A 23,731-nucleotide genomic window follows, 5' to 3' on the forward strand; every position below is an offset into this window, starting at 1 on the left:
AAACCTAGTCGGTTACAATATATGCCCATTAATATTAAAATTCAGACGAGCATGATTGTGCTATTCTCTCCGAATGTGTGTTAATATCAAATTATTCATTTCGGGCATTGTGTAGAAAATATCTTCGACCGGGAGGCCTTCTCACGTCAATGGGGTGACGTTCTGGTTGACGTGGAAGAAGTTCTCGGGGTCGTACTTCGATTTGACTTCTTGCAATCGTTCGTAGTTGTCTCCGTAGGTCGCCTGGATTCTATCGGCACCCTCCTCCATCATGAAGTTGATGTACGATGCACCGACAGTGTGCGGGTGGACTGCTTCCCAGTATTCTTGGGTCCACTCGGTTATCTCGTCGCTCTTCGCCGGGTCCGGGTCGACGCCGACGATGACCATCGACCAGTTGGCATCGCGCTTGTCCCACGCGGTTGCATCCGAGTCCACATCGTGGACTGCGCCGTCGATTGGGTAGAGGTGCATCGTCGATTTCGGCGTCGGAACCGCGGCAAACTGTGCGTGTGCCGCGATGGCTTCGTCCGTCAGTTCACGGACGAAATCACCCTTCCAGTACCATTGGTCACCCTTTGGATACAGGTCGTCGAACATGCCCTGGAGCGCCGGGTACGGCATCTCACCGACGTGTTCGAACAACGGTTCGGCGGCGTCACGTGCTTCTTGCATCGCTTCTTCGGCCTCTTCTTGTGTGCCCAGGTGGCACCACATGAGACCGCAAATGTTCTCGCCGTGAATCTCCGGCGGGAAGGGGTCTCCCGGGACTTCACCGACGAGGTAGAACGCGTAGAGGTCTTCGGATTTGTTCGGTAGCCATTCGCGGTACCAACGCATGGTCGATTCGAGTTGGTCTATCGGCCAGAACATCGGTCCCGCGATGACGTTCTCGACCGGGTGCAGTTCGAATTCGAAGGAGGTGACGACGCCGAAGTTGCCGCCGCCGCCACGGAGTGCCCAAAAGAGGTCCGAATTCTCTTCTTCGCTCGCGTGTACGAGTCTGCCGTCGGCCAACACGACATCCGCGCTGCGGAGATTGTCGATGGTTAGGCCGTACTTCCGACTCAGGTAGCCGTGTCCACCACCGAGGGTGAGTCCGCCGACACCGGTCGTCGAGATGATACCACTCACTGTCGCCAGCCCGAAGGCGTGGGTCGCGTGGTCGACGTCACCCCACGTGCATCCGGGTTCGACGCGCACAGTTCCGGCGTCTGCATCGACCTGTACTCCGTTCATCTGCGAGAGGTCGATGACGAGTCCATCATCGACTAGCGAGAGACCGGGGCCGTTGTGCCCGCCACTGCGAATCGCCGTATCGAGTTGCTGTTCGCGTCCGAAATTCACCGCTGCGATTACGTCCGCAACGTCGGTACACTGCGCGACCAGTCGCGGTCGCTTGTCTATCATCGCGTTGTATATCTCTCGCACCTCGTCGTACTCCGGGTCCTCGGGTTGAATCAACGCTCCCCGGAGTTGTTGCTGTAACTGTTCGATTGCTCCACTATCGTCGCCTGCTGCTGTTGCCATAGTATCTTCCCACTCTCACTGCTGCTTGCTCGCTGTTCTCATCGCTATCCACTCACCTGCGTGTTATTGCTCGCTGTACAGGGGTAGAAGTACGTACAACGTGGGAAACGTTAGCTATTGTCACACATCGTATATATCCTGAGATTCACGGGGGCAGGTAGCGACAGCGGCAAAACCACAACCCTGGACACTATCGGTCGAGTAACTCGACTGTTCCCCGCTTTCCGTCGATGCGGATTCGTTCACCAGAGTGAATCGTCGCGGTCGCCTCAGGAACGGCCGCTACAGCGGGGATACCGTATTCGCGTGCGACCAGCGCACCGTGTGTCATTCGGCCACCAACGTCCATGACCAGCCCTGAGGCGTTCAAAAACAGTGGTGTCCATCCGGGGTCGGTAGAGGGTGCAACGAGAATCTCGCCCGGTTCGAGTGCCTCGCCGGTCGGGTCGCGGATGACTCGGGCCACGCCTTCGACGACACCCGCTGAGACGGGCGTCCCGGTGAGGACGTTCTCCGATGCGGTGTTCGTACTTGCTCCGGTCGGCGTCTCGCCCTCGCTGGTGAGTAACGGTGGCGGCGTCATCGACGCGTGCTGGGTGTGAGTTTGGCGACGTGCGTCGATGTCAACAGAGAGGTTCGAACCAGTTTCCAACATGGCGACGAGTTCGCCTCTTCGAAGATACCACACGTCTTCGGGGGTGTCGAGACACCCCGATGCAGCCAATTCTTCGCCAGCCGTTGCGAGTACTTCGTGGACCGCGGTGAAGACGTATGCGACACCGTGCTTGGGGTACTCTCGAAGCGAGATACCGCCCCGATAGGTTCGAATCAATCGCCGAACGAGTGCCGCTTTGAGCGGGCCGAATAAGCCGCGGCCAGCACGTGCTTCGAGTCGAGTTGACGCCGCCGCAGCGTCGCGTTCTAACCTGCCGAGATGGCTCTGGTGTGACCCCGATTCCATCACTTCGAGATTGCTTCGAACGGTGCGAATCAGCGCCGAAGAGTCGTCTCTCCAGCGCGGGCGACTGAGGTCGATTTCGCCACTCGCCCGGTGACCGAAGTCGTCGAGGAAGTCGCCGAGCGCGTCGAGGAACGTCGGTCCACCATCGACTGCTTCGAGTTCGTCGAGCGAACAGCCGTTCCGGAGGGCGTCTCGAACGGCTGGTGACCCACGAGCGACGTCTGCGAGGTCGCCGAGTTGCTGGTTCATTCGCGTGACGAGTTCTGTGTCGAAGCCTCTGCCAATCGCGTCGATATCGTCGTCTGCGTCGGGAACGATTCGAACGAGGAGTTTCTGTGCGGCAATCCCCGCCAGCAGTTGCGACCCGATTCGACCCAGCGGTCCAACGACGACCATCGAGAATCGGAGATGGTCGAAGATGATGCGAACGCGTTCGGCGGTCGTCGCAGGCTCTCGAATCTGTCCTGCCAGTTCTTTCCCCCACGATTCGACCCATCGCTGTTGCCCAGCGGGGTCTCGCGGGCCGAAGAGTAGTGTGCGTGCCACCCTTCCGAAGAGACCGACAATCGCCCGCAACAGGGCCGGAGAAGCGTGGCGAACCACGTTGGCGATGGCTCGAGCGTCGGCGATGCGCCCGCGGTCAGGGAAGGCTTCGGGGTGGTGTTCAAGCAGGTCGCGGAGGCCGTTCGCGGCGGGTTCGCTCATCGCCGCGACACGACCCGGAAGCATTCGGCGAAATAGCTCGATTCGAAGAAGAGGCGTAAGGTCGAGGTAGAGACGACTCCCAGCCTCGACCGCCCAAGATTCGGCTTCATCATCGCCTCGAAGCTCGTCGGCCCCGGCGTTCATGAAGCCAGTCCAGAAGTCGAGGACGAGCGGGGGCATCGCTTCTGGCATCGCCTGCGCGTGTCCAAAACTCAGGTAGACGTGAAGGAGGTCGTCTGTCGGCAGCGGCGACGGCAGTGGATACAGCGACGTAATCGGTCGTGCCTGAAGAAGCACGAATTCGTCGCCGACGAGCGCCCACTCGATGTCCTGCGGGCGTTCGAGGAGTGTCTCGACACGCTCGCCGAGCGCAACGAGCGTCCGGAGTCGTTCGTCCGAGAGCGCCCGCGAATCTCGAACCTCGGGCGACATCGAAACGAAATCTGTCCCTCCGTGAGGTCCCTGAACCTGCCGAAGGGCGCGCTGTTTCTCGCCGACTTCGTAGGCGATGACTTCGCCCGTTCGACGGTCGATGCGGGCGTTATCGGGCGATACGTCGCCTGCGACGACTGTGTCACCGAGGCCGAAGTTGGCATCGACCGATGCGACGTGGCGATTCCCTGAGACGGGGTCGGCAGTAAAGAGGACGCCCGCAACATCTGCATCGGCCATCTCCTGAACCACGACGGCCATCGCCACCTCGACGTTCGAGATACCGTTTCGCAGTCGATAGGTCACCGCGCGCTCGGTGAATACACTCGCAAAGCAGTCACCAATGCGGTCTAAGAGTGCGTCGTGTCCGGCAACGCCGAGGTACGTCTCGTGCTGGCCTGCGAACGACGCCGTGGGTAAATCCTCTGCCGTGGCGCTCGAGCGGACCGCGTAGGTCGTTCCGTCGTCGGCGACGGCATTCGTAATCGCCTGCCGAATTTCTGTCGGCATGGGTCGCTGTTCGAAGTGTGACCGAAGCGTTGCACTCTGTTCGGCGATGTGTGCCGTGTCGTCGGGCGATAGCTCGTCCAACGATTCGAGTGCGGTCTGGGTGGTCGGTTCGTCGGCGAGCGCTCGATACACGTCAGTCGTCACACACCACCCTGACGGGACTGGGAGATCTGCGGCGAGCAAGCGGGCGAGATTCGCGCCCTTCCCGCCAGTGAGTTCCGTCACTGTCGCCTTCGAATCCGCCAACGAGACCACAAACTGAGCCATCACAGACACTCACGTATTCATACGAGACGGGGCACGATAGGCGTTCTCTGCACAGTACTCTCGGAACCGCCGAGACACCCTCATATCTCAGAGTCGCATAGAGAGAGTATGCCCTCTGTTCAAACAGCCGACATCAATACCTACTACGTGGAAGCGGGTGCCGGTCCACCGGTCGTGTTCATCCACGGCGCGGTCCTCGACCATCGACAGTGGCGTCCACAGCAACGTGCGCTCGCAGACGAGTATCGAACCATCGCTTACGACGTTCGTGGGCACGGACGAACCGGCGGGTCGGCACGGGCACGATACACCATCAACACGTTCGTCGCCGACCTCGATTCGTTCATCAGGAAGCTCTCTCTCGACCGGCCGGTTCTCTGTGGACTGTCGATGGGTGGGTGTATCGCGCAGGCGTACGCCGCCGCGTTCCCCGACCGAATTTCGGGATTGGTTCTCGTCGATACGTTCACGCCCGAACTCTTCGACCGGCGCGAGTGGTTCCAACGGTCGGTCACGTTGCGGGCGACGATTCCGCCGGTCCGACTTCTCGGCTACGAACGAGTCGAGAAGGTGATGGTGTGGTTCCAAGAGCGAATCGAAGGGAGACAGAGCGGAGGCAACTACGAACGTATCGTGAACCTTCGAGCGAACGGCCCGAAGATGGACACCGAAGAGTTCGCCAAAGTCATTCGTGCGCTCGCGTCGTTCCACGAGATTCCGGTTACGCTTGCAGCGATATCGGTCCCGACACTCGTCCTCTACGGTGAACACGAGTTGGCGTTCGTCCGGCGGCACGCCGAAAAACTGGGAGCAGTCGTTCCGGATGTGGTGATTCAGGAGGTTCCCGACGCTGGTCACGCATCGAATCTCGATAACCCGGAGTACGTCACCGCGCAACTTCGACTGTTCTTGGCAGAGCGCGTGGACTACGATGGCCTGGGCGGTCAGCGTACGTCACCCAGTGAAAACGAAGATACGACGCCCCCGGCGTGAGGTCACGAGATGCGGCACTCGCGTCCGCAACTCCGCGTTCGAACCCGGATGTATTCGGATTCGTCCCAGAGAGATTGACTTTCACAACCAGTCAGCATACGAACCTATTCGCGCAACTCACGAATAGTGTGCTATGTCATCAGAGAGTGGAACTCCCGGTGATAGGCGAAAGATTGGGCCGTTCGCAGACGACCTTTCGGCGTTCATGGATGGGTTTCACGGCGACGTGATTCTCCCATCCGACCACCGGTACGAAGATGCGCGGCAGATTTGGAACGGAATGATAGACAGGTCACCGGCGATTATCGCACAATGTGACGGAACCGCGGACGTCGTCGATGCGGTGACCTTCGCCCGCAACCACGACTTGCAAGTCAGCGTCCGTGGCGGCGGTCACAACGTCTCGGGGAGTGCAATTTGCGAAGATGGACTCGTCATCGACCTCTCGCAGATGAACGCCGTGTTCGTGGACCCGGAGACGAAGCGGGCACGCGTGCAAGGCGGCGCGACAATCGGTGACGTCGATAGAGAGACCCAACTATTCGGGCTTGCCACTGCCCTCGGTGTGGTCTCTGCGACGGGTATCGCCGGACTCACCCTCAATGGCGGCATCGGTCACCTTCGACGGGAGTACGGTCTCTCACTCGACAACCTCGCGTCGGTCGAAATCGTCACCGCCGACGGGACGGTCCGGACTGCGAGTCCAGACGAACATTCGGACCTCTTCTGGGCGGTCCGCGGCGGCGGCGGCAACTTCGGCGTCGTCACCTCATTCGAGTACCAACTCCACGAAGTTGGCCCGGAGGTGAACGCGCTCTTCGTCTTGCACCCCGGTGACGAGGCGACGACCGCACTGCACGCCTTCCACGACTACACGAAATCGGCGGCGCGAGAGAGCAGTGTCCTCGCGTTCACTATCGTCGTCCCCGAGATGGAGGAGTTTCCAGAATCGGCGTGGGGCGAACCCGCAGTTGCCTTCCTCGGGTGCTACGACGGGGACCGAACCAGCGCAAGCGAGGAGTTTAGCGCACTTCGCGACGCGACGACGCCAATCGCCGACTTGAGCGGGCCGATGGACTACACGACGCTCCAGACCATGCTGGACGAGGATTACCCCGACGGCCTGCGCTACTACTGGAAAGCGACCTACGTGGAGGGTCTCTCGGACGACATTATCGACCTCATCGAACGCTACGGCTACGATAGTCCCTCGTCGCTCTCGACGGTCGATATCTGGCATCTCGGCGGCGCAATCAGCGACGTTGCACCTGACGAGACCGCCTTCTGGCACCGAAAGAGTCGGTACATGATTACCTTCGAAGCCAACTGGGAGGACCCGGCGATGGACGACGAAAACGTCGCGTGGGTGCGTGATGGAATCGCAGAACTCCGAGGAATGGCGGGAACGTCGGGCGCATATGGAAACTTCCCGGGATTCGGCGAAGACCCCTCACAGACGATGTTCGGGAGCAACTACGACCGATTAGCCGAAATAAAGGCAAAATACGACCCTGAGAACCTATTCAACCTGAATCAGAACGTCCTCCCGGCTGAGTGACCCTCACGCCGGTGACACAGCGTTTGCTCACCGGACGAGTGTGGGCAACTCTGCGAGCGTCTCAATTTCGTACGTCGGCGTCACCGACACCTCGACGTGCGGCAGTGAGTCGCGGTGGATGAGTACCGAATCTAATCCAGCGCGGTGAGCGGCGACAACGTCGGTCTCTTTGTCGCCGATGTAGAGCGCCGAATCTACATCGAGGTCGGCCAACGCTCGTTCGATGTAGTACGGATTCGGTTTCATCAACTGTAGACTCTCGACCGTCCGCGGACGGCCAAAGTAGGTCTCGAACAGCGATGCCATCTCGAAGAAGTCGAGTTTGAACTCGATAATCGTGTGGTGATTGTTGCTCACGACGCCGCACGGCAGTCGAACGTCGGCGATGGTCGAGACGTCGTCGCTACCGACTGCGAGTGCCCGCGTGAAACGACTCGATTTGCGACTGTTCGTCGTAGCGCTCGCGGGTCTCCCAGAACTCCACGGGGTCGATGTCGTAGACCGCACAGATGTCTGCGAGGCGGTCAGCGGTGAGGGCCTCGTCGTCGACCACTGCGTCGATGTGCGCACCCTCCGCGTCCTCGACACCCATCGAGCGGAACGTCTCACGAGTCGCTTCTGCCATCGGGTCGTAGGTCGGTGGCTCCACGAGTACGCCGTCGCTGTCGAACAGCATCGCGTCGTATTCGGTCACACTCTCGTATCGGCGGATGCGTGTTTGACAATTTCGGCGAGTGGTCCGAACCGACGATGGCCTATCGCTCACCCTCGTACTCGCCGAACCACCCGTTGACGACGCCTTTGAGCGCGCCTGTCGTACTCCCGAGATTGAGCATCTGGTACCCATCTCTGGCTTTCTGGTTCACGTCTTCCATTCCGAATCCGAGACCGCCGACGGGGACGGCCGCTTCGACGGCCGCAGACCGAATCTCCTCGACTGCGTCTTCGACTTCCGGGTGGTCCAACTCGCCGGGGTGGCCAAGCGACACAGAGAGGTCGAACGGGCCGATAAAGACGAATCCGAGTTCGGGAATCGAGAGGATGTCTTCGAGTTCGACCAACGAAGCGGTGTTCTCGATAGTCGCGCCGACGAGAACCGAGTCGTCTTCGGCCGCGACGTAGTCGTCGACCAGTCCCCAGCGTCGTGCTCGCGGTGAGGCGAGTCCGCGTTCACCGGGCGCGTCGTCGTACTCGTATCGCGCGGATTGCACCGCTGCTTCGACTTCCGCGGCCGTTTCGACCCGCGGGAGGAACACGTTTCGGACGCCGAGGTCCAACACCTTGCGAACCGTCGGCGGGTCCACCGTCGGGAGTCGAACCAGCAACTCGGTCTCCGTTCGCTCGGCAGCGCGGAGGAGGTTCTCCATCGTCGGGCCGTCCCACGGACTTGGTCCACCGTGTTCGAGGTCGAGCCAGACGAAATCCAGCCCGAGGTCGCCGTAGAACTCGACGAGCGTCGGCGAGTAGGTGTTGTCGAGGACGCCCAGTGCAACGCCGTCGTTTTCGAACGTCGCTTTGAGCCGGTTGACTGGTTGGTGTGCGGTCATGAGATCCATACAACAGGTAGCGCGAAAAAACAGCGGGTGGTGTGTATCGACACGACTCACCGAGGTGGAGACGCGTCAATCGTGAGACCAGCCACCGAGTCCGGCAAGATGGTTGATACTCCCCGGCCCGCGGCCAACGTCGGCAGGGGAAGCGAGCGCCGTATGCGTGAAGTCGATGCCGTCTTCGACCGCATCCAAGAGCGTCTCGCCGCGAGCGAGTCCGGCGGCAATCGCACTGGAGAGCGTGCATCCCGACCCGTGAGTGATTTCTGAGTCGATTCGAGAGTGGACGAACTCCGTCGTCGTCTCGCGGGTGACGAGCGTATCGACGACCGTCTCGTCGTCGGTTGCGACGTGGCCGCCTTTGAGCAGCACCGCGTCGGCACCGCGCTCGAAGAACCACTCCGCGGCCTCCTGCCCCGCGGCGGGCGAATCTGGAACGATTCCGGTCAAGACCTCGGTCTCGTCTGCGTTGGGTGTAACGAGCGTCGCCTGTGCGAAGATGTCGTCGTAGGCGTCGATTGCATCGGATTCGAGTAGTTCGTCGCCCGACGTGGCGACCATCACGGGGTCCACGACGATGGGACCGTCGTACTCGGCGAGTACCTCGGAAACCGCCTCGACGGCCTCCGCAGTCGCCAACATGCCGAGTTTGACCGCGCCGATATCGAAGTCCTCGAACACCGCATCGCACTGGGCACGAATCGACTCGGTGGGAAAGACGTGGACGTCGCTGACGCCCTGCGTGTTCTGCGCCGTCGCCGAGACGATGACTGACCCCGCGTAGACGCCGAGTCGCGTCATCGTCTTGATGTCGGCCTGAATACCCGCGCCGCCGCCGGAGTCGCTGGAAGCGATGGTGAGCGCGTAGGGCGGGCGTTGCGGGTCGGGCGCGAGCGACATTAGTGTACCTCGATTTTAGCGAGTCGCTCGGTGAGCGTCGGAATGGAGGCATCGACGCCTGCGGGGAGCGACCCGCCAGCGAGCCCTGCAACCGCGTCGAGGAACGCGATTTTGTAACTCGCCGGGCCGTTGTAGTCACCAAACACACCCTCCGCCGCAAGTTCGCCAGCCATGCCGTACGCCGCGGTCCCGACGAGTGCCGCTTCGAGCGGGTCGTCCATCGCGGCGGCGAAGGTTGCGAGCGTGACGCCCTGCATACACCCAGTTCCGACGACGGTTCCCATCATCTCGTGACCGGTGTGGACCTCGTAGGCCACGGAGTCGGTCGCGACGATATCCGTCTCGCCGGATGCGACGACGACAGCACCAGTCTTTCGGGCGCAGGCAATCGCCGTCGAAGCGATATCGGCGTACTCACCGACCGATTCGACGCCTTTGACCTCTGCATCTTCGCCTGCAATCGCGGAAATTTCACCGTAGTTGCCGTTGAGGATGTCCACGTCGAGTTCGGTGACGAGTCGGTCGGCGACGCGCGAGCGAGTCGGCGTCGCGCCGACGCCAACTGGGTCCACGACGAGTGGAACGCCGTGTTCGTTTGCGGCCTTCCCTGCGGTGAGCATCGTCGCCTCGCCCGTCTCACTCACAGTTCCCATGTTGAGCAGACACCCGCTGGCGATAGAGACCATGTCAGCGACTTCGCGCTCGTCGTCGGACATGACCGGCAGTGCGCCCCAGTAGAGCGTGATGTTCGCCACGTCGTTGACGGTGACTTCGTTGGTAATCGAGTTGACGAGGGGTTTCGTCTCACTGACTGCCGCGAGGCCGCCTTCGAGGTCGATGTCGCTCATTGGACGACCCTCCCTTTCGAGACTGCTGTCGCAAGTTGTCGGGTCGCGTCTGCCGGGTTGGGCGCGGCGGTGATAGCCGAGATGACTGCTACGCCGTCGGCACCCGCGGCAACGACATCAGTCGCGTTGTCGGGCGTGATTCCGCCGATACCGACGATTGGAATGGAGACAGTGTCGGCGATGTCTTCGACGCGCTTCAGGCCGATTTCCGACTGCTCGGCTTTCGTGTCCTTCGAACTCGTCTCGAACACCGCGCCGACGCCGAGATAGTCCGCGCCAGCGGACTCGGCCTCTTTCGCGCCTTCGACCGTCGAGACCGAGCGTCCGATGAGCGCGTCATCTGCGAGTTGCTCGCGCGCAACGTCGATTGGCACGTCGTCGTCGCCGAGGTGAACGCCGTCGGCATCGACGGCGACGGCGATATCGACGCGGTCGTTGACGACGAACAGTACGTCTTCGTTGGCGGTGAGTTCGCGGATGGCTTGGCCGAGTTCGTAGCGGGTTCGCGCGCTGGCGTGCTTCTCGCGGAGTTGAATCACGTCGATTCCGCCGCGCAGTGCCGCCTCGACGACTTCGACTGACGTTCGGCCACCCGAGAGGTCCGACTGGGTGACGAGGTAGGTGTCTACTGAGATATTCATGAGTTATATTCGGTGGTGATTTTTCACGGTGGCGCATTAGTTCCACCGCATGCAATCACCTCGAACAAGTTGGCAATTTAGTCGTTCTTGGAGTCTGAGAGCCTCCTATCGTGGTTATGCCCCAAGCGCGCGAAGTGGTATTCTGGTGAGAGAACATGGCGTCATTCCTCGTCGCATACAAGAGTAAAGAAGGACAGACCGCGAAAGTCGCCGAAACGATTGCGTCGGCACTCGAACAGCGAGGCCACGAGGCCCACCCAATGTCGGTGACACAGTGGACGAACGCGGACTCCATCGCCGACTACGATGCGGTTCTCCTCGGGGATTCGATTCACATGGGTCGGCACGCGAAGAAGATGATTCGATTCGCTCGCGACCACCGCGACGAACTCGCCGAACGACCGAATGGATTCTTCCAGGTCTCACTTTCGGCGGCCGACCCTGACGACGAAGACGGGAAGACCGAGAGTGTGACCTACATCCACGAGTTCATCGAGAAAACTGGGTGGGAACCGGACCAAATCGGTGTCTTCGGTGGCGCACTCCGCTACTCTGAATACGGATTCATCACCCGATACATGATGAAGCGCATCGCCCGCGGTAACCTCGGAATCACGGATACTTCCCAAGACCACGAGTTCACCGACTGGGACGAAGTCGAGACGTTTGCCACCGATTTCGCCGTCCTCGTCGAAACCCAACTCGGGGGTGAAGGCGGCACAGAAGAGTCGGCGGCCTGAGTGAGAACGTCCCTCCAAGAACGGTGACTCTCTCGGTGGGAGACTCACACGCACATTTTTCCCGATGTACACTATTTATAATTATGATGATTGGTGAACGTGACTGGAGTGATTTCCAGACGTTTCAACAGAGCCGTGACTACGAGGTTACGGACGTTGAGGCGTATACAGACCTCGCCCGCGAGTTGCGCGCGGCGGTCACCGGTGAGGTACGGTTCGACGAGTACGCGCAGGTGTTGTACGCGACCGACGGGTCGATTTATCGCGCGCGGCCCGCTGGTGTGGTGATTCCGCGAGATATCGCCGACGTACAGGAGACGGTGAAACTCGCGGCGAAGCACGACGTGCCGGTGCTTCCACGAGGTGCCGGGTCGTCGCTCGCGGGACAGGCCGTCGGTCCTGGCTGTGTCGTCATCGACTTCTCGAAGTACATGAACGACATCCTCGCGTTCGACACCGAGGGTCGTCGCGTGACGGTCCAACCCGGTGTCGTACAGGACCACCTCGATGGGTATCTCGCAACCGAGGGCCTGAAGTTCGCTCCCGACCCGGCCTCGGCAAACCGGGCGACTATCGGCGGCGGCATCGGAAACAACTCGACTGGGGCACACTCGGTCAGATACGGTATCACCGACGCCTACACCGAGGAGTTACAGGTCGTCCTCGCCGACGGGTCGGTGATTCACACCCGCGACGTCGTCCTCGACAGCGACGAGTGGGACGCAATCGTGGAAAAAGACGACAGAGAGGCCCACCTCTACGAAACTGTCCGGGCACTCGTCGAAGACAACGCCGAGGAAATCGAGCGCCGGTATCCCAAACTCAAGCGTTCGGTGTCGGGGTACAACCTCCACAAAGTCATCTTCGAGCGAGACGGCGAGCGGGTTATCAACCTCTCCAAACTACTCGTCGGGTCGGAAGGGACGTTAGGCGTCGTCGTCGAAGCCACACTGTCGCTCGTGACCGTCCCCGAAGAGACGGCGCTCGTCCTGTTCGCCTTCGATGACCTCATCGACGCGATGGTCGCGGTCCCCGACGCGCTCGACTTCGGTGCGAGCGCGGTCGAACTCATGGACGACGAAGTGTTCAGAATGGCCCGCGAATCGAGCGAGTACGCCCAGTACGTCGAGCAAATCCCCGACGGGGCCGAGGCGACGTTGATGCTCGAGTTCGACTCGGAACTCCACGACGACTTCGAGAAGGCAATCAGTGCAGCCTCCGAGCATTTCCTTCGGGACGGCGGCGAGTCGGAGCGAGGCAAAGCATTCGCCGCCATCGAAGCCTACGAAGACGCCGACCAAGCCGACATCTGGAAGTTGCGAAAAGCCGCGATTCCGCTGTTGATGTCGCTCGAAGGCGACCCCAAACCGTATCCGTTCATCGAAGACGCGAGCGTCCCACCGGAGGAACTCGCCACGTACGTCCAGGCGTTCGAAGACGTACTCGCAGACCACGGTACGTCGGCGGCCTACTTCGCCCACGCCGGGTCCGGAACCCTCCACATCCGACCGATTCTCAACCTCAAACAGGGTCAGGGCATCGAGACGATGCGCTCGATTACGGACGCGATTACCGACCTCGTGTTGGAACATCACGGGTCGTTCTCGGGCGAACACGGCGACGGCCTCGCCCGAACCGAGTGGAACCCGAAGATGTATGGCCCCGACCTCTGGGCGGCGTTCAAAGAAGTCAAATCCGCGTTCGACCCCGACTGGCGACTCAATCCGGGGAAGGTCGTCTTCCGCGACGACGACCCCGCCGACATGCGCAAGAACCTCCGCTACGGGGAAGCCTACAGCTCTATCGAACCCACGACGACGCTCGATTTCGAGGACGATGGCGGATTCGCACACCTCGTCGAGTTGTGCAACGGCTGTGGAACGTGTCGCCAAATCGGGTCCGGGACGATGTGTCCGACCTACCGGGCCTCCCGTGACGAGGCGGAGACGACCCGCGGACGGGCGAACATGCTCCGGGCAGCAATCAGCGGCGACCTGCCGGAAGACGAGCTCTACTCCGAGCGATTCCAGACCGAAATTCTGGACCTCTGTGTCGGCTGTAAAGGGTGTAAGAACGACTGCCCCACTGGGGTTGACCTCGCCAAACTCAAAGCCGAAGTCAAACACCAGTACCACGAGCGCGAGGGGCTCACTGTTCGTGACCGGCTCTTCGCCAACATCGACACGGCGGCCCGACTGGGGAGTGCGCTCGCACCCATCTCGAATTGGGCTTCTGAAGTCCCCGGTGCGCGGAACGTGATGGAACGAGTCGCTGGACTCGCTCCCGAGCGTGAACTGCCGCGATTCACTCGCCACACGCTCACGCGCTGGATGAACGACCGAACGGCACTGGTGTCGGAACACGAGGCCACACACCGCGTCCTGTTGTTCCCCGACACCTACACGAACTACGTCACACCGGAGATTGGAAAAGCCGCAGTCCGAGTCCTCGAAGCCGCGGGCGTCCACGTCAGACTCGCAACCGACGTGAAACCGAGCGGACGAGCGGCCTACTCGATGGGGATGCTCGACGTGGCACGCGAACGTGCCGAACACAACGTTTCGGCGCTCGCCCCGCGGGTCGGTGATGGCTGGTCTGTCGTCTGTCTCGAACCCGCCGACGCGGTGATGTTCCAAGACGAGTACGGCGACCTCCTCAGTGGACCCGACGTTGCCACAGTCGGTGCCTCGGTCTACGAGGTGATGGAGTTCCTCGACGTGCATCGAATCGACGAGTTGCTCCCGCTTCGAGTCGGCGAACGAGCGGAAGGCGAAACGGGAGCCCAACCGGCGATGGTCGATGGCGGCACGCTCGGGTCGCTCACGTATCACGGTCACTGTAACCAGAAGGCGCTGAACAGAGACCACCACGCAGTGGGCGTCCTCCGGCGCGTCGGCTACGACGTGGACCCACTGGACTCAGGGTGCTGCGGCATGGCCGGGAGTTTCGGTTACGAAGAAGAACACTACGACCTCTCGAAAGCAATCGGGCGAATCCTCTTCGACCAGGTGGATGCGAGTCCCGGCGACACCGTCGTTGCACCCGGCGCGTCGTGTCGGACGCAACTCGGCGACCACAGTGGTCAGCGACCACCGCACCCAATCGAGAAAGTCGCCGAAGCACTCGTCGGATAGCAAACATTTATCCGACGGCCTGCGCGTCTCCGCGTATGGACGTGTCGGTTGGCCGATTATTTTTGCTCTCGCTCGTCGTCGTATCGGTCGTTGTTGGCGGTGTGACGGCCGTCCGAATGCTCGATGTTCACGCGAGCGATATCGATTTCTCGACCCCCGAGACCGCTGAAACACCGATTCCGGCGAACGCGACACCGACCGAGATACTCGACCGTGGCACGACGAATCTCAGACGACAGAGTCACACGGCGACGATTCGAACCACCGCTGTCGAACCTGAAAGGGAGGTTCCACCCGCGACGCTCGTCTCCCACCACGACCCGCAGAGTCGAACGGTTTTGGTGACGCTGGTCACACCCAACTCCGAACCTGAAGATGGTGTTCGTGAGTGGCTCATCGGGGCGTTCTACGTTCACGACGCCCTCGCTCGCTCGACGGAGACGACGGTTTCGGCAAGTGCCCGCCCGGACCAAAAGGCCGCACTGTCCGACCCGGAATGGGCCGAGATGCGACCATCGTACCGGCCCGAACCGGCGTTCAATATTGCAGTCCAGAACGTGTTCGAGGACTACGAGAGCCGAGACGGGTGGCGCGTTCTCTCTCGAAACGACTCGACAGTCGTGGTTGGCGCAGAAAACGAGACCGGCTATGCAGGTATCGTCGGCGTAGACCCTGCCGAATTCGAGGCGACCGGCCCATGTTCCCTTCGCGTGTTTGTCTCCGTCAAAACAGGCCACATCACCCACATCAGCGAGCAAAGTTGCTACCGGACGAAACCGACGGCCACTGAGACGCGTATCCACGACTACGGGACGACGGAGGTCACTCGTCCACCGGCCATCGGTTTCCCGACGCTCGACGAACTCGTCAGAGATTTCGTTTGGTACTGACAGATAGGGGTTGCGGCACACTGTTCGCTTTCCCTATGTTTTTAGCTCATGGCGCGGCACGTCATCACCAACCATGGTAGATGCTCCATCAGTCGGCGAACTCGTACCACCGACCCGAACGCTGATGGGTCCCGGCCCGAGCGACGTTCACCCGCGCGTGTTGCGGGCGATGTCCACGCCGCTTGTCGGCCACCTCGACCCCTCCTTTATCGACATCATGAACGATGTCCAGGAGTTACTTCGCTACACGTTCCGGACGGACAATCAGTGGACGATTCCCGTCTCTGGAACCGGGTCGGCGTCGATGGAGGCTGCGATTGCCAACCTCGTCGAACCCGGCGACACGATGCTCGTTCCGACGAACGGCTACTTCGGCGGGCGCATGGCGTCGATGGCAGAACGCGCTGGCGGAGAGGTCGTGTACGTCGATGCGCCGTGGGGCGAACCGCTCGACCCCGTAGACGTACAGGATGCCTTTGACGAACACCAACCCGACGTGTTCGGCTTTGTCCACGCCGAAACCTCGACTGGCGTCAAACAACCGAACGTCCCCGACCTGACCGAAATCGCCCACAGTCACGACGCCTACGTCGTCGCCGACTGTGTGACCTCGCTCGGGGGAGTCGAACTGAAGGTTGACGAGTGGGGCATCGACGTGGCCTACTCCGGCCCGCAGAAGTGTCTCTCCTGCCCGCCGGGTGCGAGCCCGCTCACCCTCAACGACCGCGCGATGGACAAGGTACTCTCCCGCGAGGAAGACCCGCGCTCGTGGTATCTCGACCTCTCGTTGCTCGAAGGCTACTGGGGCGAAGAGCGCGCCTACCACCACACCGCGCCGATTACGAACGTCTATTCGATTCGAGAGGCGCTTCGTCTCGTCGCCGAGGAAGGCATCGAAAATCGCTGGGACCGCCACCTGCACGTCGCCAGCGGCCTCAAATCCGGTGTCGAAGCGATGGGTCTCGGCTTGAACCCCGAAGACGACTACTGGTTGCCGAGCCTCAACGCCGTACTCGTCCCCGACGGCGTCGATGCGGGCGACGCAATCAGCTACGTCCTCGACCACTACGACCTCGAAATCGCGGGCGGCCTCGGCGCGCTCTCGGGCGACATCTTCCGTATCGGCTGTATGGGCCACTCGGCTCAGGAGAAGAACGTCGCGTTCCTCATGAGTGCGCTCGGCGAAGCACTCGAAGCACAGGGTGCCGACGTGGACGTGGAAGCTGGGTTCGAAGCGATGCGCGAACAGTTCGCGGAGTAAGTCGCGTCTGCGACCATTCTTTTTCACTTCTGTCGAGAGCGGCCAGTTCGACGTGATATCAACGGTTGACCGCCGTTAATTCGCGTTAATTCGGCTGAACGGTAGAGAAATCCGGTGCAACTCGGCCGAACGATTTTCCCCATTCAAGGTGGTGGCACTGTGAGGGCTGACTGAATCACGATGAAGCTACACACAATCGTCGGCGTCGTCCTCGCCGTCCTCCTGACGACTGCGGGTGTCGCCGCCGCCGCGCCCGGAGCGACCGCCAGTGAAACGAACAGCGACGCTGCGACCCAACGGGGGCCACCGAGCGAGTTGCCCGACCCGGTACCCGACTTCGTGTCGTCGATTCACGACACGGTGAGTGACTTCCTCGACGGCGCACTCGAAGGCTCGCTTGGCGAGGCCGTGAGTGACGTGGCCGAGTCGTCTCACTCATCTTCCACGTCGGCGGACAACTAAGCCATCTGGACACGAACACACCGTAGCCAATCACACATATTTCGAACAATGAGACGCCTATTCCTCGTTTCAGCCGCAGTATTCGTCCTCGTCGTCGCCGGTGTCTGCCTGGGGTTCGTCGCTGGTGTCGGTCCGTTCGCCGATGGTGCCGACGCTGGCAGCCAGTCGTCCGGAGACTTCCCGACCCAGACGGCAACGAGCGGAGACTCCGGCGGAAGCAGTAGTGGTTCAGACAGCAGTAGTGGCGATGGAAGTACGAGCGGTGGGTCGAACACCGACTCCGGTGAGCCCTATCGCTTCACCATCAAGCAAATCGAAGAGTGCGGGCAGACCTGCCGCGACGTGACGAGTACGATAACGAACCGGAAAGAGAGCAAGGCGACCGGTGTCACCGTTTACAGTCGCATCTTCGTCGGCAACAGCACCGATTCGGACGATGTCGTCTGGAGAGGCAGCGAAGACGTTGGTTCGCTGTCGGCCGGTGAAGCCTACACGACGACGAAACGGGTCGAACTCAGCTACTCAGAAGCCTTTGCCGTCCAGCAAGCCGATGGCTGGATTACGGTCCAGACGACCATCGAGACGGATAACCAGACGCTCACGTACAAGGAGCGTCGAGACGTCACCTAACAACGAAGGAATCGGGAAACCGGAGTCCCAGGTAGACCTCCCTTCGACAGATTCTCTGTCCGCCTTCGACCGGAAGAGACGCATCCGCAACGACTTTTCGCACCGACTCCAAAGACCGGATATGAACATGGAAGTCCGTGAATTGGCGGACCTCGGCCCCGACGCTCGCCGCGCCTTCTTCGAGCGCGACGCCGGTATCGGCGAGGTACGGTCCGACGTGCGAGATATCGTCGAACGCGTTCGACGCGAAGGCGACGTGGCGATTCGGGAGTACTCCCGCGATTTCGACGGCGTCGAAGTCGGCAACATCGACGTGTCTGATGCCACAGAGCGTGCCTACGACGAAATCGACGACGACATTCGAGCGGCCATCGAGACGGCCGCCGCGAACATCCGTGAGTTCCACGAACGACAAGTACCCGAAGACTGGCGCGACGACTTTTCGGGGCGTGAGTTAGGACGACGATACCGCCCACTCGACCGCGTCGGCGTCTACGCACCCGGTGGCACGGCCGCCTACCCGTCGAGCGTCCTGATGGCAGTCATTCCAGCGAAGGTCGCTGGTGTCGAACACGTCGCCGTCGCCACGCCCCCTGCGGACCCGATGAATCCCGTCACGCTCGCCGCACTCCACGTCGCAGGCGCTGACGCAGTGTATTCGGTCGGCGGAGCGCAGGCTATCTCTGCGCTCGCCTACGGGACGGAGACGGTCAACGCCGTCCAGAAAGTCGTCGGGCCGGGCAACAAGTGGGTCACCGCCGCGAAGGCCGAAGTCCGCGGCGACGTGGATATCGACTTCCTCGCCGGTCCCTCCGAGGTTCTCGTCGTCGCCGACGACACCGCCGAACCGCGATTCGTCGCCGCCGACCTCGTGGCACAGGCCGAACACGACCCGAACGGCTCTGTCGTCGCCATCACGGACGACGCCGACCTCGCACATTCCATCGTCGAAGAAGTCGAACGACAGGCGGGCGAGCGCGAGCGAACCGAGACCATCGAAGCCGCACTGGAAAACGACGCGTCGGGCGTCCTGCTCGCGCGCTCGATGTCCGAGGCCGTCCTCTTCGCCGAAGAGTACGCCGCAGAACACCTGTCGATTCAGGCGAGCGACGACGAAGCACTGCTCGACCGAATCGACTCCGCAGGCAGCGTCTTCCTCGGTCCATACACGCCCGTCGCGGCGGGCGACTACGCGTCCGGGACGAACCACATCCTGCCGACCGATGGCGGTGCGAAGCGACACGGTGGCCTCTCCGTTGACCACTTCGTCCGCTCCACGACGGTTCAACGACTGGACGAAGACGCACTGACAGACCTCGAACCGACGATTACGACGCTCGCCGAAGCCGAAGGACTCGACGCGCACGCCCAGAGCGTCCGCGAGCGATTCGACGAGTAGGCGACACGAAATAGCGGTATTTTAGCGTCATTTTCCTCCAACCAGCGCCACAGTTAACCCTCCGCACAGTTTAGGATGGGACATGAGTACTGAGCCCGCGACTGGCGCGTCGCCGGTCACGGTCACGCCCGAGGCTGCCGAGCAAGCGGTCTCTCTCTTGGAGAGCGAGTCGATGGACACCGACATCGCTGGGCTTCGATTGTTCGTCCAGCAAGGCGGCTGTGCAGGGTTATCCTACGGAATGCGCTTCGACAACGAACCGGAAGACGACGACTCCGTCGTGGAGATGCACGGCCTGCGCGTCTTCGTTGACCCCGCGAGTATGAACTACATCGGTGGTTCGACACTCGACTTCGAAGGCGGCCTGCAAGGCGCAGGCTTCCACGTCGAAAACCCGAAGGCGACGAGCCAATGCGGATGCGGTGAGTCCTTCCGCACGTAGGGACAGATTTCTTAAGCCCCCTGCTGTCGAATCAAGGGGCATGTCAGAACTGACGACTGCGACTGTCTCAAGTGGAAAAACTGTCTTCGTCGCGACCGACGAACCCCGCATTGGGTCCAAAGGGCCGTTCTACGTCGTCTACGCGAGCGAAGACGCCGAGAACCGCTGGGGCTACAAGTGCAGCAACTGCGGGTCGTTCGACACGGCGATGGACACCATGGGCCGCATCGAGTGCAACGGGTGTGGCAACGTCCGTAAGCCCGAGGAGTGGGACGCCGCACACGAATAAATTAGGCCATTTGACAACAATAATTGACTGGTATGGTATAGCGTGACAATCTTTATGCTGACAGCCGTGTTACATCGATTTGCATGGCCCAGGCTTCGATGCCTCCAGTTCAGGAGGCTCGGTCGATATTCGGCCAACTCGGATACGCCGTTTCGGGAAACGGCTCTGAGATGTTGGCCGAGCGTAAATGGCGGACCGTCCAGGTAACTGCACTTCGGTCCAGTGACGCAACAGAGTGCCGACCGGTACTTGCGGATGGGGGAAACAACGCAGGTCACCGGCTACGGTGCTTCGTCACGTGGGACGACCAAATGCAGGCACTTCGCGATCGACTCTCCGGGATTGACCTCCCGTATGAGTGGGCCATTATCGGGGTGTCGGACGACGGATCTGACTATCACGTCGTCCACCAAGCGCGCGCGTAAGTCGGCGGCAACGCCGAAACGTTTTCCCAGTTGCTTACATACGGAGAGGCATGTCTGGCGACGTTCAGGCGGGCCTCCGCCGTCTCGTAAGAAGCCGTAGACTCAATGCGGTACTTTCCTGGCTGTTTATCCTCTTTCTCGGAGGGGTCGCCGTCTGGACCATCGTGACCGGCGGTGACCTCGTGTGGGGTGGCTTCGCCGCCGTCGTCGCAGCCCTCGCACTCGTTCCCGCCGTTTCGTTCCGCGAACCACAGGCGATGCTTCCGTGGGAAGTCATCGCGCTGGCGTCGTTCCCACTCGTTACTCGCGTCCTCGTGAGTGGACAGACGATTGGTGGAATTACGTTCACTGGCCGACTCTCGACGTATCTCGCCGTGGCCGCCGTCGCACTCATCGTGGCAGTCGAGCTCGACGTGTTCACTCCGGTTCGGATGAACGAGTCGTTCGCCGTCTTCTTCGTCGTGATTGCGACGATGGCCGCCGCGGGCGTCTGGGCCGTCGTCCAATGGTTTTCGGACATCTATCTCGGGACGAGTCTCCTGCTCAATGGTCGTCCCGAGGAAGTCGTCGAGACGGCGCTCATGTGGGACTTCGTTGCTGCAACGGTCTCCGGGTTGATCGCTGGACTCCTCTTCGAGTACTACTTCCGCCGGTATGCGGATTCACAGGTCCGCCTCCCCGACGAGATTGTCGAGACGGGTGAGACACAGTGAGGCTTCGTGACGAACTCCACATCGACCAACACCGCCAGCAACAACTCTCGCGGGCGATGCAGGTGATTCTCTTGGGACTCATCTTCATCGGACTCGACCGCCGAAACCTCGGTATCGTCATCAACGCCTCGGTCGGACTCGGCGTGACCTACCTGCCCGCGTTCCTCGAGCGCGACTACCGGATTCCGATGGACGCGGGGTTGACGCTCTGGATTTCGACTGCTGCGTTCCTTCACGCGGTCGGAACCGTCGGCTTGCCGGGGTCTGAAACGAGTTTCTACGCGAGCGTCTGGTGGTGGGACCACCTCACCCACGCACTCTCGTCGTCAGTCGTCGCCGCCGCTGGCTACGCGACGGTTCGCGCCTTCGACGAACACACCGATGCCGTCTACTTTCCGCGGCGGTTCATGTTCGTCTTCATCCTCCTGTTCGTCCTCGCGTTCGGCGTCTTCTGGGAGGTCATCGAGTTCGCCATCAGCGGCATCGCCGCGCTCACCGGAACTGGGTCGGTGCTGACGCAGTACGGACTCGACGACACGCTCTTGGACCTCGTCTTCGACGCCATCGGTGGAGTTCTCGTCGCAGTGTGGGGGACCGCCCACCTCTCCGACGTTGTTGGGGCGCTCAGAACTCGGTTCGACGGGCGCGTTCGAAATTCACGCTGACCGGGAGATTCTTCCACACCGCATACCTGCCACACCTCTCAACTCAGGGACTATTATTTGTGATAGTACGACGAATGGTGTGTCGAGATGGTGTACAAAAAAATCACGCTCATCGGTCGGAGTAGCGAGAGTTTCGACGCCGCGGTAGACAACGCGATTAACCGCGCACAAGAGACGTTGGCGGGCGTCCACTGGGTCGAAGTAAAAGAACTCGGTGTCGAACTCGCCTCGGTCGAAACGCGCGAGTATCAAGCAGAAGTCGAAGTCGCGTTCGAACTCGAAGCAGAAGCATAACCGTCTGTGTCGCGCTCGATGTCGCTACGGTGGCGGCATCCCGACGCTTTCTTACTCACAGCCCTCGCCAGTTTCGAGAAGCGAATGCCCCGTCTCCTCCACTACGCAGACATCGAGAACGTCTTCGACGACCCGGAGCGTGCAGGTCGCCTCGCCGGATGCGTCACCGCACTGGACGACAGCGACGCACTCGTCGTCGGTGCGGGCGACAACAGCGCCCCCGGCGTTCTCTCACTGGTCGAACGCGGCGGGCAAGTCCTCGACTTCTACGAGGCCGTCGATGCAGACTACGACACCTTCGGTAACCACGAGTTCGACTACGGGCCGGTTCGAGCCCGCGAACTCGTCGCCAAGAGTCGCCCGACGTGGGTCTCGGCGAATATCTACGACGAACGCGGAACACGATTCGCCGCAGAAGAGGGTTCGATTCCGTGGGCACTCGAAGAACTCGACGGACTCACTCTCGGATTCGTCGGCATCACCGACCCAGCGACCGGTTCGATAAACCCCGAAGCGGTCGAGTTGGACTTTCACGACCCGTACGAGGCCGCGAGGGAGGCGATTTTGGAGGTCCGCGACGCGGGCGCGGAGTTCGTCGTCGCCATCTCGCACCTCGGGAGCGGCGACGACGAACTCGCCCGCCGATGCGACGTAGACCTCATCGTGGGTGGCCACGTCCACGCCGAGCGAAACGAACGCGTCGATGGCGTCACCATCCTTCGACCCGGTGCGAACGGCCACGTGGTATGGGAAGTCAGCATCGACGCCGATGGCGAGAGTGGGTACCGTATCACCCCAACTCGCCACGAGACCGCCGACTACGACCCCGACGAGGAACTGGTCCAATCGCTCTTGGGGCGCGTCGATAGCGCCGGACTGGACGACGTACTCTGTCGTATCGACGAGCCAATGGACCGCGCAGAAGAGACGGTCGCCGCTGGCGAGTGCCGCGTTGGCAACGCCATCGCCGACGCCTATCGGTGGGCAACTGGGGCCGATATCGGCTTACAGAACAGCGGTGGGATTCGGTCGGGACCGCCGGTTGGACCCGACATCACTCACGCCGACCTCGTGAGTCTCGTCCCCTTCGAAGAACACCTCGTTCTCGCCGAAGTGACGGGCGAAGAGTTGTTGACAATCTTCGGAACCGCACGGGGCGAGCAGATGGGATTCGGGGAACCGGACTGGTGGCACGCCCACCTCAGCGGCGCGCGCGTCGTCTGGGACGACGAGACGAACGAAGTCATCGAGGCGACTGTCGGCGGAAAAGCAATCGACCCGGAGCGACTCTACACGATTGCGACGAGCGACTATCTCCTGCACAGCACACAGGAGTTCCCGGCGCTCACCCAACAGCACCGTGCGGGTGAGTTCGAAATCCAGCACGAGGCGTTGGCGCGCTACGCCCGCGAGGTCGGCTTCGACGCCGAGATAGAGGGGCGAATCGTCCGACGCCCGGCGGCGCGGGCGGACGATTAACCGACCCCGCGGC

At 61.4% G+C, this 23,731-nt stretch carries 24 protein-coding genes; 16 read left to right on the forward strand and 8 right to left on the reverse strand.

Going from position 1 to position 23,731, the window contains the following annotated elements:
• Positions 1-141: 141 nt before the first annotated feature.
• On the reverse strand, positions 142-1,530 hold the full coding sequence (locus tag ACK509_RS13205) for an FAD-binding oxidoreductase (protein ID WP_410767005.1): 1,389 nt from the start codon (positions 1,528-1,530) through the stop codon (positions 142-144).
• A 190-nt stretch (positions 1,531-1,720) separates the two neighbouring features.
• Positions 1,721-4,405: a PEP/pyruvate-binding domain-containing protein gene (locus tag ACK509_RS13210; RefSeq protein WP_410767006.1), complete on the reverse strand. Its 2,685-nt coding sequence runs from the start codon at positions 4,403-4,405 to the stop codon at positions 1,721-1,723.
• A gap of 108 nt (positions 4,406-4,513) precedes the next feature.
• Between ACK509_RS13210 and ACK509_RS13215 the strand changes: the two genes are divergently transcribed.
• The gene (locus ACK509_RS13215) at positions 4,514-5,398 is read left to right on the forward strand and encodes an alpha/beta fold hydrolase (RefSeq protein WP_410767007.1); all 885 of its coding nucleotides are present in this window, start codon (positions 4,514-4,516) and stop codon (positions 5,396-5,398) included.
• 133 nt (positions 5,399-5,531) lie between these two features.
• Positions 5,532-6,956: an FAD-binding oxidoreductase gene (locus ACK509_RS13220; RefSeq protein ID WP_410767008.1), complete on the forward strand. Its 1,425-nt coding sequence runs from the start codon at positions 5,532-5,534 to the stop codon at positions 6,954-6,956.
• A 27-nt stretch (positions 6,957-6,983) separates the two neighbouring features.
• Here the strand turns inward: ACK509_RS13220 and ACK509_RS13225 are convergent, their stop codons facing one another.
• From ACK509_RS13225 to thiE, 6 genes are all read right to left on the reverse strand, one after another.
• A complete protein-coding gene (locus ACK509_RS13225; RefSeq protein WP_410767009.1) occupies positions 6,984-7,313 on the reverse strand; it encodes an HAD family hydrolase in 330 nt (109 codons plus the stop codon).
• A 46-nt stretch (positions 7,314-7,359) separates the two neighbouring features.
• Positions 7,360-7,650: a hypothetical protein gene (locus ACK509_RS13230; RefSeq protein WP_410767010.1), complete on the reverse strand. Its 291-nt coding sequence runs from the start codon at positions 7,648-7,650 to the stop codon at positions 7,360-7,362.
• A gap of 61 nt (positions 7,651-7,711) precedes the next feature.
• Positions 7,712-8,503 (reverse strand): HpcH/HpaI aldolase family protein, encoded by a 792-nt coding sequence (locus tag ACK509_RS13235; protein WP_410767011.1) that lies wholly within the window; start codon positions 8,501-8,503, stop codon positions 7,712-7,714.
• Between the two features lie 75 nt (positions 8,504-8,578).
• Positions 8,579-9,406: a bifunctional hydroxymethylpyrimidine kinase/phosphomethylpyrimidine kinase gene (thiD, locus tag ACK509_RS13240; RefSeq protein WP_410767012.1), complete on the reverse strand. Its 828-nt coding sequence runs from the start codon at positions 9,404-9,406 to the stop codon at positions 8,579-8,581.
• Entirely contained in the window at positions 9,406-10,254 is an 849-nt protein-coding gene (gene thiM, locus ACK509_RS13245) for a hydroxyethylthiazole kinase (RefSeq protein ID WP_410767013.1), read from the reverse strand. Before thiM ends, thiD begins: the two co-directional genes overlap by 1 nt.
• Positions 10,251-10,895 (reverse strand): thiamine phosphate synthase, encoded by a 645-nt coding sequence (gene thiE, locus ACK509_RS13250; protein WP_410767014.1) that lies wholly within the window; start codon positions 10,893-10,895, stop codon positions 10,251-10,253. Before thiE ends, thiM begins: the two co-directional genes overlap by 4 nt.
• Before the next feature lie 155 nt (positions 10,896-11,050).
• On the opposite strand from thiE, the gene ACK509_RS13255 reads away from it, so the two are divergent.
• The 14 genes from ACK509_RS13255 to ACK509_RS13320 all read left to right on the forward strand — a co-directional run bounded on the left by ACK509_RS13255 (position 11,051) and on the right by ACK509_RS13320 (position 23,718).
• The gene (locus tag ACK509_RS13255) at positions 11,051-11,635 is read left to right on the forward strand and encodes a flavodoxin domain-containing protein (RefSeq protein ID WP_410767015.1); all 585 of its coding nucleotides are present in this window, start codon (positions 11,051-11,053) and stop codon (positions 11,633-11,635) included.
• An 86-nt stretch (positions 11,636-11,721) separates the two neighbouring features.
• Positions 11,722-14,769 (forward strand): FAD-binding and (Fe-S)-binding domain-containing protein, encoded by a 3,048-nt coding sequence (locus ACK509_RS13260; RefSeq protein ID WP_410767016.1) that lies wholly within the window; start codon positions 11,722-11,724, stop codon positions 14,767-14,769.
• Positions 14,770-14,804: 35 nt separating this feature from the next.
• Positions 14,805-15,659, forward strand: coding sequence for a hypothetical protein (locus ACK509_RS13265; protein WP_410767017.1), 855 nt, complete (start codon positions 14,805-14,807; stop codon positions 15,657-15,659).
• 124 nt (positions 15,660-15,783) lie between these two features.
• On the forward strand, positions 15,784-16,920 hold the full coding sequence (locus tag ACK509_RS13270; RefSeq protein ID WP_410767264.1) for a pyridoxal-phosphate-dependent aminotransferase family protein: 1,137 nt from the start codon (positions 15,784-15,786) through the stop codon (positions 16,918-16,920).
• Positions 16,921-17,100: 180 nt separating this feature from the next.
• Positions 17,101-17,382, forward strand: coding sequence for a hypothetical protein (locus ACK509_RS13275; RefSeq protein ID WP_410767018.1), 282 nt, complete (start codon positions 17,101-17,103; stop codon positions 17,380-17,382).
• 48 nt (positions 17,383-17,430) lie between these two features.
• Positions 17,431-18,012 carry a hypothetical protein gene (locus tag ACK509_RS13280; RefSeq protein WP_410767019.1) on the forward strand — a complete coding sequence of 194 codons (582 nt, stop codon included), beginning with the start codon at positions 17,431-17,433 and terminating at the stop codon, positions 18,010-18,012.
• A gap of 127 nt (positions 18,013-18,139) precedes the next feature.
• Positions 18,140-19,411: a histidinol dehydrogenase gene (hisD, locus tag ACK509_RS13285; protein WP_410767265.1), complete on the forward strand. Its 1,272-nt coding sequence runs from the start codon at positions 18,140-18,142 to the stop codon at positions 19,409-19,411.
• A gap of 82 nt (positions 19,412-19,493) precedes the next feature.
• The gene (locus tag ACK509_RS13290; protein WP_410767020.1) at positions 19,494-19,853 is read left to right on the forward strand and encodes a HesB/IscA family protein; all 360 of its coding nucleotides are present in this window, start codon (positions 19,494-19,496) and stop codon (positions 19,851-19,853) included.
• A 40-nt stretch (positions 19,854-19,893) separates the two neighbouring features.
• The gene (locus tag ACK509_RS13295; protein ID WP_410767021.1) at positions 19,894-20,142 is read left to right on the forward strand and encodes a DUF5816 domain-containing protein; all 249 of its coding nucleotides are present in this window, start codon (positions 19,894-19,896) and stop codon (positions 20,140-20,142) included.
• 83 nt (positions 20,143-20,225) lie between these two features.
• Positions 20,226-20,567, forward strand: a complete 342-nt coding sequence (locus ACK509_RS13300) for a hypothetical protein (RefSeq protein ID WP_410767022.1) — start codon at positions 20,226-20,228, stop codon at positions 20,565-20,567.
• A 50-nt stretch (positions 20,568-20,617) separates the two neighbouring features.
• The gene (locus tag ACK509_RS13305; RefSeq protein WP_410767023.1) at positions 20,618-21,280 is read left to right on the forward strand and encodes a hypothetical protein; all 663 of its coding nucleotides are present in this window, start codon (positions 20,618-20,620) and stop codon (positions 21,278-21,280) included.
• The gene (locus ACK509_RS13310; RefSeq protein WP_410767024.1) at positions 21,277-21,945 is read left to right on the forward strand and encodes a hypothetical protein; all 669 of its coding nucleotides are present in this window, start codon (positions 21,277-21,279) and stop codon (positions 21,943-21,945) included. Before ACK509_RS13305 ends, ACK509_RS13310 begins: the two co-directional genes overlap by 4 nt.
• Positions 21,946-22,032: 87 nt before the next feature.
• Positions 22,033-22,239: a dodecin gene (locus ACK509_RS13315; RefSeq protein WP_410767025.1), complete on the forward strand. Its 207-nt coding sequence runs from the start codon at positions 22,033-22,035 to the stop codon at positions 22,237-22,239.
• A gap of 84 nt (positions 22,240-22,323) precedes the next feature.
• Positions 22,324-23,718, forward strand: a complete 1,395-nt coding sequence (locus ACK509_RS13320; RefSeq protein WP_410767026.1) for a bifunctional metallophosphatase/5'-nucleotidase — start codon at positions 22,324-22,326, stop codon at positions 23,716-23,718.
• Positions 23,719-23,731: the final 13 nt, after the last annotated feature.

The organism is Haloferax sp. DFSO60, assembly GCF_046557615.1.
GTDB lineage: Archaea > Halobacteriota > Halobacteria > Halobacteriales > Haloferacaceae > Haloferax.